Origin of the sequence: Streptomyces sp. WY228 (assembly GCF_019287315.1) — a bacterium.
In the GTDB taxonomy this organism is placed as follows: Bacteria; Actinomycetota; Actinomycetes; order Streptomycetales; family Streptomycetaceae; genus Streptomyces; species Streptomyces caviscabies.
In genome coordinates, this window is record NZ_CP079114.1 from 1,130,019 (window position 1) to 1,142,283 (window position 12,265).

Consider the following 12,265-nt stretch of genomic DNA (forward strand, 5'->3'; position numbering starts at 1 on the left):
TGCCCGCGCCCCCGACCCCGCAGTGAAGGTCAGTCCAGGAAGAGCGCCGCCAGCCGGGGCAGGTGTCTGCGGTTCGCCTCGTCGTCCTCGGCGTCCCAGGTCTCCCCCGCGGGCTGTGCCGGGGGGATCCGCCCGCGCAGAGCCGCCGCCACGGTCGCGTCGAGCGAGTCCGTCTCACCCCGGACCCGCCGGTAGGCCTCGGCCACGGGCACGTTCAGGGACTCGTACCCGATCCAGCCGCGCTCGCCGCGGCCCATCCGGTGCACCACCGGCAGTGCGGCCAGGGAGTCGGGGTCGGCCACCGCCCGGGTGAAGGTCTCCCGGCCGAGCAGGGCGAGCCCGTTGCGGAAGTCCATGAAGCCGTCGTCGCCGCAGCCGCCCTCGATGAGGTGGGCCGCGTTCCACAGGGGCCACCGGTACGCGGAGCGGGACACCTGCGCCGCCGTGACGGAAAAGGCGGCTATCCGCTCGGGCTCCAGGGCCGCGAGCACATCCGTCAGCGCGCCGGGCAGCGGATCGTCGGGGGCGTCCCGGTCGTCCGCCCGGTCACCGGCCGCCTCACGTGCCCGTTCGACGAGCCCCCACCACTCGTTGATGTCCATGGGGAAAAGCGTAGGAGGAGGGTCTGACAACGACCCTCCTCCTGGGAACCGTGCGGTCAGACCGCCGGTGCGTCCGGCCCGATCCGGCTCCGTACCGCCGTCTGGACCTCGACCTCCTCGGCCGGATCGGCGGCGAGGCGGCGCAGGCGTTCGGCGACGCGGATGTCTCCGGGCGTCGGCGCGCGCAGTGAGGCATTCCACCGCGAACCCGCTCGCGAAGGACGGGTCGGTGGCGGCCAGGGCCTGCGGGTGGTCTCCTCGCAGTCCCAGAGGCATTCCACCGCGAACCCGCTCGCGAAGGACGGGTCGGTGGCGGCCAGGGCCCGGGCTGCCCTGCCCCGCAGGTGCGAGGAGGACGTCTCGCGGTAGACGTGGCGCAGCACGGGGGCGGCGCAGGCGATGCCGAGGCGGCCGGCCCCGTCGACGAGGGTCCACAGCCGGGGGGCGTCGGGTCCGTCGCCGCGTACGGCCTCCCGGAGCGCGCCGAGGACTTGGGGAGCGTCCTGGGCGGCGCCTCGGCAGGCGAGCACTCCGGCGGCCGAGGCGCCGAGGGCATCGGGGCGGTGGGCCCAGCGGCGGGCCCGCTGCACGGCGTCGTCGCTGGTCATCCGCTCGAAGGCGGCGATGGCCGTGTCGGCGACCGTACGGGCGGGGCTGATGGCGGCGGCCTCGATGAGGTCGAGGACGACGGGGTCGCCGGCCTCCGCGAGGTAGTGCAGGGCGGCGCAGCGGGCGCCTTCCGGGCCGCTGCGGGCGGCCTCGACGATCTGGGGAAGGTCGTCGGGTCCGGCGACGGCGGTGAGGCAGCGGGCCGCGGGGACGTGCAGTTCGCTGCCGCGTTCCAGGGCCTGCTGGGCCCAGTCGAAGACGGCCTGGACGCTCCATCCGGGGCGGGGTCCCCCGGGGCGCATCTGGCGCTGCCATCGGTCGAACGAGCCCTGTTCACCGGCGGCCCTGACCCGGGCGCCGACCGCTTCGCGCGGGTCGTCGGCCCAGAGCCGCCAGGGGCGCGGTTCGAAGGAGTCGCGTACGGCGGCGGCGAGGTCGGCCGCGCCCTGGTCCGTGGCCGGGAAGCGGGCGAGGACGGGCAGCGCGAGGGAGCGCAGACCGGCGTCGTCGTCGCGCAGGGCCAGCTCGTCCAGGGCCCAGGCCCAGTTGGCGCCGGTCGCCGCGTAACGGCGGAGCAGGGCCAGGGCGTCGTCGCGTCCGTAGGAGGCGAGGTGGCCGAGGACGGAGAGCGCCAGACCGGTGCGGGAGTCGTCGGTGTCGATGGGGTCGTCGGGATCGGCGAGGTGTCGCTCGATCTCCTCGATACCGCCGTCGAGGTCGAGATAGAGACGCGCGTAGTAGAGGGAGCGGTTCTCCACCTGCCAGTCGTGACGGGGGTCGCTCACGACGCAGTGGTTGAGGGCCGCGAGGGCCTCGGGGCGCGGTGCGGCGAGCGCGTGGAGCGTGCCGTCGCCGCGGCCCCTCTGCAACAGGCCGAGCAGGGTGCCGCTCGGCGCTATGAACGGATCGAACATGGGAGAAAGCCTCACATCAAGCTGTCGACGCAACCGGGACTGTGCAGTGCCCCGTGCCTCTCGGCACGTGGGGGTGTCCGGGGGACACCGTTACGCCGCGCAGTGACATGATCGGCCGACCGCCGTCTTTCGCCTGGTGTAGAGCATCTTCCTCTGCCTCTCGTCGGTGGCCCTGAGCGGGCCCGCGACGTCATGATGACCCAGCCATTTCGCCACCGCGACCACATTTACGACGGACCGGTCAGCGGAGCCCACGGCGGACGCGTCGACGAGCGCGTCCGCCGGCGTCTCACCGCGCACCGAAGCGTTCCAGCAGGTCGGCCTTGCCGAACATCCGGGCCGTGTCCAGCGCGGACGGCGTTCCGGCGGCCGGGTCGGCGCCTCCGGCGAGCAGGGCGTCGATGACGGCGTCCTCGCCCTTGAAGACGGCTCCGGCCAGCGGGGTCTGGCCGCGGTCGTTGGCCCGGTCCGGGTCGGCCTCGCGGGCGACGAGGGCGGCGACCGTGGCGGCGTGCCCGTGGTAGGCGGCGAGCATCAGGAGCGTGTCGCCCCGGTCGTTGGTGAGGTTGGCGGGGACTCCGGCCTCGACGTACGCGGTGAGCGCCTCGGTGTCGCCGGCGCGGGCCAGGTCGAAGACCTTGGTCGCCAGCTCGACCACCTCGGGATCGGGGGTTTCGCTCATCGGACGGACCGCCTTCCTTGACTGCTGCCGCGGCTGTCACCGCCGCGGTTGACCTGGTGGGGAGTACGGCACGGGGCCGTACGAGTGAATCGACAGGGTACTGCTCCCGGGCCGACATGACCCGGCCCGGATGCGGCAAGGGATCACCGCGGCTGATCCTGCCCGGCACGGACGAGGTGATGCCGCTCCCCGGGGGCCGACTTCTGTGGGCCAGTCAAGTGAAAGAGCAGGATATTCACTCGATTGCACCTTTTGTCGTATAGATACTTCCCGTGATCCTGGAAGGACTCATGGTGACTGTCCCCTTCAACCAGGAGAGAACCGCTCATGATCCTTTCCATCTCGGGCGTGGTACTGCTCGCCATCATCGTCTTCCTGTTCTTCAAGAAGGACGGGCTCAAGGCCTCCCACGCCATCGTCTGTGCCCTGTTCGGCTTCTACCTGGCCGGCACCGCCATCGCCCCGAGCATCACGGCGGGCGGGGCGAGCCTCGCCGGCCTGCTGGGCGGGATCAAGTTCTGACGCTCCGCAACCGCTCCCACCCCTTCAGGAGACCGACGTGGCCCGGCGACCACTCCCCCGCATTCTGAGCAGCGGCAGCGCTTCGATCACTCGCAGCAGAAAGATCGCGCGCACGGCCGCCGACAGTGCCACCGATGTTCTCCACCCGCTGATCACGGTGGTCCGCGGGCTGCGGCTGCTGGCCGTGTCCGGCCGGCAGAAGTGGGTCGCGACCCCCAAGGAACGGCGTGGTCCCAAGCTGTTCCTCGGCGCGGCCTGCGTGCTGGTGGTGGCGCTCGTCCCCTACGGGCCGATCCTGGCCCTGATCACGGTGATGGGCGCTGCCGCGTGGAAGGGGCGGGAGCGGACCCCCGTGCGGACCGGGCCCGACGAGACGGAGACCGCGCGTCTGCGGTCGCTGTACGAGGCGCTCGTGCCGTACTTCTCGACGGCCGACGACCCCGATCCGCTGTTCGCCCACGGCGGCGACTGGGCGAAGGCCTTCGACGGGTACGCCTTCGACGACGGCCGGCTCACCCGGCTCCAGGTCTCCTACCCCGCGTACTTCACGGACGGCGAGGCCGCCGCCCGCTCCCGGATCGAGCAGCTGCTCCACACCAAGTCCGGCCGGGGCCGTGAGTACCACTTCAGCTGGGACGAGGAGGCCAACCGCCTCGTCATGACCGTGCTGGACGCGCTCCCCACGACGATCGCCGCCCAGCGCTTCGTCACCGCCCCCGGCGAGACGGTCCTCGGCTTCACCGACCCGGACGCCGTCTCGCGCACCGTCCCCGTGCGCGACGGCGACACGACCGTGGACGCCTCACCGGTGGTCTGGCGGACCGGTGGCCGCTCCACCGAACCGCATCTGCTGGCCGTCGGCCACCCCGGCGGCGGCACCACGACCCTGATCCGCTCGATCGCCCTCCAGGCCCTGCAGAACGGCGATGTGATCGTCGTCGACGGCGGCGGGACCGGTGAGTACGGCGCCCTGGCCGGGCGCACCGGCGTCCTCGCCGTGGAGTCCGGTCTCGGCGGGGCGCTGGCCACGCTGGAGTGGGCGGCGCACGAGACGGAGCGCCGGCTGATCACCGCCAACCGGGCCCGGCAGAACGGTCACCCGGTGCCGGACGACATCCGGCGCCCGCTGTGGATCCTGCTGGACCGGCCCGGCGTGCTGGGCCATCTCGCGGCGGCCGACGGACGGCCCGACCCGCAGGAACTGCTCCGGATCCCGCTGCGGCACGGCCGGGCGGCCCAGGTCACGGTGGTGCTGGCGGAACAGTTCGACGCGCTGGACACCCTCACGGAGACCGTGCGGACCCACACCCGCGCCCGCGCCGTTCTCGGACCGGCCTCCCGTGAGCAGATCGAAGCCGTGCTGGGCGTCGAACCGCACACCACACCGCCGTCCGAGGTGCCCGCGGGCCGTGGCTACGTCCGCCTCGGCGCGGGCCCGGTCCTGCGGCTCCAGGTGCCCGCCACCCCGGACCCGTACGACGACGCCACGAGCGAGGCGCACCGGCGGGCGGTCCTCGGTCTGCTGCCCGACCGGCACTCCTCGGTGGAGGACACGCCCGCGCGGGAGCACGCCGACGAGGGCCCGGCGACGGAGCAGGTCCCCGTGGCGGTGGACACCGCGGCCCGTCCGGTCGAGGCGGTGCCGGTGGAGGCGATCGTCGCCGAGGCCTGGCCGTCCGAGCCGCTGGCGAAGGCGCAGCCGGCGGGCGCCGAGAGCTGAGCCGGGCGGAGCGGAGCGGCGGCGGGCGGGGAGCGGACCACCGGGTCCGCTCCCGCCCGCCGCCGTTCCCTCAGGAAGAACTGCCCGCGGGCTCTCAGGCCACGAAGCTGCGCGGGGCGTCCGCCCCCACGCCCGCCCCGGAGCGCACCAGGTCCACCGCGGCCGCCAGGCGTACGGCCGCTTCGTCGGCGACCGGACCGCTCACCGTGAACGGCAGCCGTACGTATCCCTCGAAGGCCCCGTCGACCCCGAAGCGGGGCCCCGAGGGCACCCGGACGCCGACGCGTTCGCCCGCCACGGCCAGCCTCGACCCGGAGAGGCCGCCGGTGCGCACCCAGAGCGTCAGACCGCCGCGCGGCACGGCGAACTCCCAGTCCGGCAGCTCCCGGCGCACCGCCGCGACCAGCGCGTCCCGGTTCTCCCGTGCCTGGCTCCGCCGGACCTCGACGGCCTGTTCCCAGCCGCCCGTGCCCATGAGCCAGTTGATCGCGAGCTGTTCCAGGACGGGGGTGCCCATGTCGGCGTAGGCGCGGGCGGCGACCAGGCTGCGGATGACGTCCGGGGCGGCGCGCACCCAGCCGATGCGCATACCGGCCCAGAAGGCCTTGCTGGCCGAGCCGACGGTCAGGACCGTGCTGCCGGCCGGGTCGAAGGCGCAGACCCGGCGGGGCATGTCGATGTCGGTGTCCAGGCGGAGTTCGTTCATGGTCTCGTCGACGACCAGGACCGTTCCGGCGGACCGGGCCGCCTCCACCAGGTCCCGGCGCTGCTGCTCGTCGGCGAGGGCGCCGGTGGGGTTGTGGAAGTCGGCAACCACATAGGCGAGCCGGGGCGCGGCGTCCCGCAGCACCTGGCGCCAGCGGTTCATGTCCCAGCCGCCGAGCCCCTCCTCCATCGCGACCGGGACCAGGCGGGCGCCCGTCTCGCGCATCAGCTGGAGGATGTTGGCGTAACTGGGCGACTCGACCGCGATGCGTTCGCCGCGGCCCGCGAAGAGGTGGCAGATCGCGTCGATGGCGCCCATCGCACCGGTGGTGACCATGATCTGCTCGGGCATGGTCGGAACGCCGAGCGCGGTGTAGCGGTCGGCGATCATCCGGCGCAGGGCCGGCAGTCCGGCCGGGTAGTCGCCGTGGGTGTGGGCGTACGGCGGCAGTTCCTCCAGCGCCCCCTGGACGGCACGGGTCAGCCAGGGCTCGGGCGCGGGCAGCGCCGCGCAGCCCAGGTCGATCATCGAGCCGAGCGCCTCCGGCGGCAGCGGTTCGAGGCCGCGGGCGGGCAGTGGGTTGCCGGCCGGGACGGCGGTCCAGCTGCCCGCGCCGCGCCGCGACTCCAGGAAGCCTTCGGCGCGCAACGCCTCGTAGGCGGCCGCGACGGTCGTCCGGCTGACGGACAGGGCGAGGGCCAGTTCGCGTTCGGCGGGGAGCCGGGCGGCGACCGGGACCCGGCCCTCCAGGACGAGCAGCCGTACGCCGTCGGCGAGCGCGCGGTAGGCGGGCGGTTTACGGCCGCCGGGGCCGGTGGGCCTGGCCTGCTGGGAGCGGAGCTGGCGGGCGAGCTGTGCCGCGCCTACCGTTGATGTCCACTGCGCCATGAAAATCAGTCCACCTTCCGCGAATTGGCCATAGTTGGTGGCCTGTCCCCTGCCACAGAGTGACACGAAGCAGTCCACTATCACGACATCAGGGGGTACGACGTGGCCAGAAACACCGACCGGAGCACCACGCATCTCACCCGGCGGCTGGTCCAGCTGTACGTCGGACTGACGCTGTACGGGGCCAGCTCCGCGCTCCTGGTGCGGGCCGGGCTCGGCCTGGAGCCGTGGGGCGTGCTGCATCAGGGGCTCGCGGAGCTGACCGGGATCTCGATCGGCGTCGTCTCGATCATCATCGGCGCGGTCGTGCTGCTGCTGTGGATCCCGTTGCGCCAGCGGCCGGGGCTCGGCACGGTCTCCAACGTCTTCGTGGTCGGGCTGGCGATGGACGGGACGCTCGCGATGGTCGGCGACCTGGAGAGCCTCGGGTTCCGGATTCCGGTGATGGTCCTGGGCATCGTGCTGAACGGCGTGGCGACCGGGCTGTACATCGCGGCCCGGTTCGGCCCCGGTCCGCGGGACGGACTGATGACCGGGCTGAACCACATCACCGGCCGATCGATCCGGCTGGTCCGCACGGCGATCGAGGTGGCCGTCGTCGCCACGGGCTTCGTGCTGGGCGGCTCGCTGGGCGCGGGCACGGTGCTGTACGCCCTGGCCATCGGCCCGCTGGCCCAGTTCTTCCTGCGGATGTTCGCGCTGCCCGCACCGGTCGAGGCCGCCCCGGCCTCCGGCGGACCGGACACCGCCGCGCCGCCCGGCGGTTCCGGCCCCGTTGCCGCCCCGGCATCCGGGCAGGCCATACTGCCGCAGTGAAACCGAGCCACCCCTATCTGGACCATCCGACGCCGATCGCCTTCGCCCATCGCGGCGGGGCGGCGGACGGCGTGGAGAACACCGTGACCGCCTTCCGCCGGGCGTCGGACGCGGGCTACCGCTACTTCGAGACCGATGTGCACACCACGGCGGACGGCCGGCTGGTCGCCTTCCACGACGCGACACTGGACCGGGTCACCGATGCCCGGGGGCGGATCGCCGAGCTGCCGTGGAGCGAGGTGAGCCGGGCCCGGGTCGGGGGCGCCGAACCGCTCCCGCTCTTCGAGGAACTGCTGGAGGAGTTTCCCGAAGCCCGCTGGAACGTGGATCTGAAGGCCGAATCGGCGCTGGAGCCGCTGCTCGGCCTGATCCGCCGCACCGATGCCTGGGACCGGGTCTGCGTCGGCTCGTTCTCGGAGGCCCGGGTGGCCCGCGCGCACCGCCTGGCGGGGCCCCGGCTGGCCACGTCGTACGGGGTGCGCGGCGTCCTGGCGCTGCGCCTGCGTTCGTACGGGATCCCGGCGACGCCGCGCGCGGGCGCGGTCTGCGCGCAGGTTCCGGAGCGGCAGGGCGGCATTCCGGTGGTGGACGCCCGCTTCGTCCGCACGGCGCACGCGCTGGGGCTCCAGGTGCACGTCTGGACGGTCAACGAACCGGAGCGGATGGCGGCTCTCCTGGACCTCGGTGTGGATGGCATCATGACCGATCACATCGAGACGCTGCGTACGGTGCTGAGCGAGCGTGGGGCATGGTCCTGACGCCCGGTCCGTCCGCGTCCACAGGGGACGACCGAGGGGGCGCGGGATGAGCACCGGCACCGAAGGCAAGGCCGAACCGTCCGGACAGCCGCCGGGCGACGGAACGGCCGCCGCCCGCAGACGCGAGCAGCACGGCTGGTACTTCTACGACTTCGCCTGCTCGGTCTACTCCACCAGCGTGCTGACCGTCTTCCTCGGTCCGTATCTGACGTCGATCGCCAAGGCGGCGGCCGATCCCGACGGGTTCGTGCACCCGCTGGGCATACCCGTGCGCGCGGGCTCGCTGTTCGCGTACTCCGTATCGGCCTCCATCGTGGTGGCCGTGATCCTGATGCCGATCGTGGGCGCGGCGGCGGACCGTACGGGGCGCAAGAAGCCGCTGCTGGCGGCGGCCGCCTACACGGGGGCGGCGGCGACGGCCGGGATGTTCTTCCTGGACGGTCACCGCTATCTGCTGGGCGCGTTCCTGCTGATCGTGGCCAACGCCTCGATCTCGGTGTCGATGGTGCTGTACAACGCCTATCTGCCGCAGATCGCCGGGCCGGAGGAGCGCGACGCGGTCTCCTCGCGCGGCTGGGCCTTCGGCTACACCTCGGGCGCCCTCGTCCTGGTCCTCAATCTGATCCTGTACACCGGTCACGAGTCCTTCGGGCTCTCGGAGTCCGACGCGGTGCGGATCTGCCTCGCCTCGGCCGGTGTGTGGTGGGGCGCGTTCACTCTCGTACCGCTGCGCCGGCTGCGCGACCGCAGAGTGCCGCCGGGCGGCGAGGGAGCGGTCGGATCCGGGTGGAAGCAGCTGCGGGCCACCTTGCGCGACATGCGGCGCCACCCGCTGACGCTCTCCTTCCTGCTCGCCTATCTCGTCTACAACGACGGGATCCAGACGGTGATCTCGCAGGCCTCGCTGTACGGCTCCGAGGAGCTGGGCCTGGACCAGACGACGCTGATCGTCGCCGTGCTGCTGGTGCAGGTCCTGGCGGTGGCGGGGGCGCTCGGCATGGGGCGGCTGGCCCGGACGCACGGCGCCAAGCGCACGATCCTGGGGTCCCTGGCCGTCTGGACCCTGATCCTGGGCTCCGCCTATCTGCTGCCGGCCGACGCGCCGGTGTTCTTCTTCGTTCTGGCGGCGGCGATCGGCCTGGTGCTGGGCGGCAGTCAGGCCCTGTCGCGGTCGCTGTTCTCGCATCTGGTGCCGCGCGGCAAGGAGGCGGAGTACTTCTCCGCGTACGAGATGAGCGACCGGGGACTGAGCTGGCTGGGGCCCCTGGTGTTCGGTCTGGCGTACCAGCTGACCGGCAGCTACCGGGAGGCGATCATCTCGCTGATCGTGTTCTTCGCCCTCGGCGCGGTGCTGCTCGCGCGGGTCCCGGTGAAGCGCGCGATCCAGGCCGCGGGCAACCCGGTGCCGGAGCGAATTTAGACGTTGAAGTCAAAGGCCGGTAGTATACGTCTTTGGCCTGCCCGGAGGACCGTTACTGCGAGTGGAAGCGGTTCAACCGTTGGGTGACAACATCCACCAGAGGTGACAAACCGGGCATGTGCGGGTACTCAACCCAGATAAAGCAGCGGCACGACGGGCGACGCATGACCGGCAACGGGAATCTTTGCCGCCGACCGGACGTTGACCGGATGACGACGACAGCGACATTTTGTCCTGTGGGCGACAAGCCCGGGAGGCACGATTCATGAGTGAGCGAGCTCTCCGCGGCACGCGACTTGTGGTTACCAGCTACGAGACGGACCGCGGCATCGATCTGGCCCCGCGCCAGGCGGTGGAGTACGCATGCCAGAACGGACATCGATTCGAGATGCCGTTCTCGGTAGAGGCGGAAATTCCGCCGGAGTGGGAGTGCAAGGCGTGCGGCGCCCAGGCACTCCTGGTGGACGGGGACGGCCCCGAAGAGAAGAAGGGCAAGCCTGCGCGCACGCACTGGGACATGCTCATGGAGCGGCGCACCCGCGAGGAGCTGGAGGAGGTGCTGGCCGAGAGGCTGGCGGTTCTGCGCTCCGGAGCCATGAACATCGCCGTGCACCCGCGGGACAGCAGGAAGTCTGCCTGACCGCGTAGCACCGCACAGCATCACGCAACACCGCAGTACAGCACCGAGAGCCGCGGGCCGTGACACAGCATCTGTGTCACGGCCCGCGGCTCTTGCCATCCGCTCCCCCACGGGCCCACGGGCTCTCAGGCCCATCGGGTCACGGAGTGAGCGGCGGGCGGCGGTCCTGGGGGTCGTCGTCGGGGCCGGAGGGCGCCTGGGAGCCGTCCTCGCGGATGACCTCGCCCTGGACGACCTTTCCGTCCGGCCGGTGCATCCTGGCCTGCTGGAAGGCGTCCGAGAGGCTGCCCGGCGGTGCGGCCCGCATCCGGCGTTCCAGCGAGCGCTCCGCGTAACGGCTGATCATGGTGCGTACCGGCGGCACCAGCAGGATCAGCCCGGCCGCGTCCGAGATCAGGCCCGGGATCAGGAGCAGCAGCCCGCCCAGCATCAGCAGCCCGTTGCCCCGCGAGCCCTTGGAGCCTGCGGGGGCGCCGGGCTGTCCCGGCATCTGCTGGAGGGTCTCGGTGAGGTTCTTGAAGGCACGCCGGCCCGCGCTCTTGATGACCACGGCGCCGAGCACGGCGCCGGCCACCAGGATCAGCAGGACGGTGAGGCCGCCCGCGGCCGAGGCGACCAGGGTCAGCAGCCAGATCTCCAGGACCAGCCAGGCGGCCAGGGCCAGCGGCAGGAATCTACGGGCGCGCGAGCGCCGGGGACGGGTCGGGGGCGGAGTGCCGGTCGTCATGCCCCCAGTGTGCCCGTAACGGCGTGCAGGCGGCGTAAGGGGGTGATCATGAAGTGGACCGGGCGGCGGGCCCGGGGGCGGTCAGAGGGTCTTGCGGCCCATGACCTTGTTCGCCCGGGAGGTGATGCCCCAGCCGGTGACCCGCCAGAGCGCCTCGACGAGGATGTCCCGGCTCATCTTCGAGTCGCCGACCTCCCGGTCGACGAAGGTGATGGGGACCTCGACCACGTGGTAGCCCGCCTCGACCGCGCGGCGGGCGAGGTCCACCTGGAAGCAGTAGCCCTGCGAGGCGACCTCGCCCAGTCCGAGGCCGTCGAGGGTCTCGGTGCGGAAGGCGCGGTAGCCGCCGGTGACGTCGCGGACGGAGAGGCCGAGCGCGAGCCGGGAGTAGAGGCTGCCGCCGCGCGAGATCACCTCGCGGCTCTTGGGCCAGTTGACCACGCGGCCGCCCGGCACCCAGCGGGAGCCGAGGACCAGGTCCGCGCCCTTGAGCGCGGTGAGCAGCCGGGGTAGTTCCTCGGGCTGGTGGGAGCCGTCGGCGTCCATCTCGACGAGCACGCCGTAACCGTGCTCGGAGCCCCAGGCGAAGCCCGCGAGATAGGCGGCGCCGAGACCTTCCTTGCCCTTGCGGTGCAGGACGTGCACCTGGCCGTCGGCCGCGGCGATCTCGTCGGCCGCCTTGCCGGTGCCGTCGGGGCTGTTGTCGTCGGCCACCAGGATGTCGGCATCCGGGACGGCGGTGCGCACCCGGTCGACGATCGGCCCGATGTTTTCGACCTCGTTGTAGGTCGGAATGATCACCAGAACCTTGCCGAGCGGGCCGAACTGCCTCTGACCGCCGTCGTTCACTACTGCCCCTTAGAGTCCGTACACAGGGGGACACCATATCCAGCACGGCGACCGGCGGAGCGCGCCCCCACGTCGGAACTTCGGATCGGGGCCCGGCGCCCTTCGGGCCGACCTGGGACCCGCTGGCTGCGGGTCGACCGAAAGCCGTTGTCTACTGAACGTCCGGGCCCCACCCGGATCCCACCCTCCGTCCGGCTGCAACCTTCCCTCGCCCCGAGGCGCGGGCGCTGAACCTGGCTGTCAGTGGTGGTGCGCCGGTGCGGCACACCACCTCATGACCCAGCGGCGTTCGACGACTGCGTGGAGGTTCAACCGGTCGGACGTCCTGTGGTGGACCCGGCCGAACCTACCGGCCTGTGGGCGCGTTCTGTCAACAGCCGTGCGACCTGCGACTTCTTCCGAAATTGCCTGG

Annotated in this window: 12 protein-coding genes; 6 read left to right on the plus strand and 6 right to left on the minus strand. The window is 72.3% G+C overall.

Annotation, left to right across the window (positions count from 1 at the left end):
* Positions 1–29: 29 nt before the first annotated feature.
* The 3 genes from KV381_RS04585 to KV381_RS04595 all read right to left on the minus strand — a co-directional run bounded on the left by KV381_RS04585 (position 30) and on the right by KV381_RS04595 (position 2,807).
* Positions 30–602, minus strand: a complete 573-nt coding sequence (locus KV381_RS04585) for a DUF4240 domain-containing protein (protein ID WP_218784682.1) — start codon at positions 600–602, stop codon at positions 30–32.
* Positions 603–658: 56 nt separating this feature from the next.
* Positions 659–2,125: a HEAT repeat domain-containing protein gene (locus KV381_RS04590; protein WP_218784684.1), complete on the minus strand. Its 1,467-nt coding sequence runs from the start codon at positions 2,123–2,125 to the stop codon at positions 659–661.
* 289 nt (positions 2,126–2,414) lie between these two features.
* Positions 2,415–2,807, minus strand: coding sequence for an ankyrin repeat domain-containing protein (locus KV381_RS04595; protein WP_103536726.1), 393 nt, complete (start codon positions 2,805–2,807; stop codon positions 2,415–2,417).
* 327 nt (positions 2,808–3,134) lie between these two features.
* Between KV381_RS04595 and KV381_RS04600 the strand changes: the two genes are divergently transcribed.
* Positions 3,135–3,329, plus strand: a complete 195-nt coding sequence (locus KV381_RS04600; RefSeq protein WP_006123109.1) for a hypothetical protein — start codon at positions 3,135–3,137, stop codon at positions 3,327–3,329.
* Positions 3,330–3,366: 37 nt separating this feature from the next.
* Entirely contained in the window at positions 3,367–5,049 is a 1,683-nt protein-coding gene (locus KV381_RS04605; protein WP_218784686.1) for a hypothetical protein, read from the plus strand.
* Positions 5,050–5,143: 94 nt separating this feature from the next.
* On the opposite strand, the gene KV381_RS04610 is transcribed toward KV381_RS04605, so the two are convergent.
* Positions 5,144–6,643: a PLP-dependent aminotransferase family protein gene (locus KV381_RS04610; protein WP_193464587.1), complete on the minus strand. Its 1,500-nt coding sequence runs from the start codon at positions 6,641–6,643 to the stop codon at positions 5,144–5,146.
* Positions 6,644–6,745: 102 nt separating this feature from the next.
* Here KV381_RS04610 and KV381_RS04615 point away from each other — a divergent pair, with 102 nt between their 5' ends.
* The 4 genes from KV381_RS04615 (at position 6,746) to KV381_RS04630 (ending at position 10,277) form a co-directional block, all read left to right on the plus strand.
* Complete coding sequence (locus KV381_RS04615) at positions 6,746–7,459, plus strand: YitT family protein (protein ID WP_218784687.1); 714 nt, start codon at positions 6,746–6,748, stop codon at positions 7,457–7,459.
* Complete coding sequence (locus tag KV381_RS04620; protein ID WP_103537852.1) at positions 7,456–8,217, plus strand: glycerophosphodiester phosphodiesterase; 762 nt, start codon at positions 7,456–7,458, stop codon at positions 8,215–8,217. Before KV381_RS04615 ends, KV381_RS04620 begins: the two co-directional genes overlap by 4 nt.
* Positions 8,218–8,263: 46 nt before the next feature.
* A complete protein-coding gene (locus KV381_RS04625) occupies positions 8,264–9,637 on the plus strand; it encodes an MFS transporter (RefSeq protein WP_030080296.1) in 1,374 nt (457 codons plus the stop codon).
* A 265-nt stretch (positions 9,638–9,902) separates the two neighbouring features.
* Entirely contained in the window at positions 9,903–10,277 is a 375-nt protein-coding gene (locus tag KV381_RS04630; protein ID WP_003959706.1) for an RNA polymerase-binding protein RbpA, read from the plus strand.
* 139 nt (positions 10,278–10,416) lie between these two features.
* On the opposite strand, the gene fxsA is transcribed toward KV381_RS04630, so the two are convergent.
* Both fxsA and KV381_RS04640 read right to left on the minus strand, forming a co-directional pair.
* A complete protein-coding gene (gene fxsA / locus KV381_RS04635) occupies positions 10,417–11,004 on the minus strand; it encodes an FxsA family membrane protein (RefSeq protein WP_218784689.1) in 588 nt (195 codons plus the stop codon).
* 81 nt (positions 11,005–11,085) lie between these two features.
* Entirely contained in the window at positions 11,086–11,853 is a 768-nt protein-coding gene (locus KV381_RS04640; RefSeq protein WP_030080302.1) for a polyprenol monophosphomannose synthase, read from the minus strand.
* Positions 11,854–12,265 lie beyond the last annotated feature (412 nt).

Coding starts and splice junctions, on each gene's coding strand:
- KV381_RS04585 (WP_218784682.1), bottom strand. CDS start 602: ATGGACATCAACGAGTGGTGGGGGCTCGTCGAACGGGCACGTGAGGCG.
- KV381_RS04590 (WP_218784684.1), bottom strand. CDS start 2,125: ATGTTCGATCCGTTCATAGCGCCGAGCGGCACCCTGCTCGGCCTGTTG.
- KV381_RS04595 (WP_103536726.1), bottom strand. CDS start 2,807: ATGAGCGAAACCCCCGATCCCGAGGTGGTCGAGCTGGCGACCAAGGTC.
- KV381_RS04600 (WP_006123109.1), top strand. CDS start 3,135: ATGATCCTTTCCATCTCGGGCGTGGTACTGCTCGCCATCATCGTCTTC.
- KV381_RS04610 (WP_193464587.1), bottom strand. CDS start 6,643: ATGGCGCAGTGGACATCAACGGTAGGCGCGGCACAGCTCGCCCGCCAG.
- KV381_RS04625 (WP_030080296.1), top strand. CDS start 8,264: ATGAGCACCGGCACCGAAGGCAAGGCCGAACCGTCCGGACAGCCGCCG.
- KV381_RS04630 (WP_003959706.1), top strand. CDS start 9,903: ATGAGTGAGCGAGCTCTCCGCGGCACGCGACTTGTGGTTACCAGCTAC.
- fxsA (WP_218784689.1), bottom strand. CDS start 11,004: ATGACGACCGGCACTCCGCCCCCGACCCGTCCCCGGCGCTCGCGCGCC.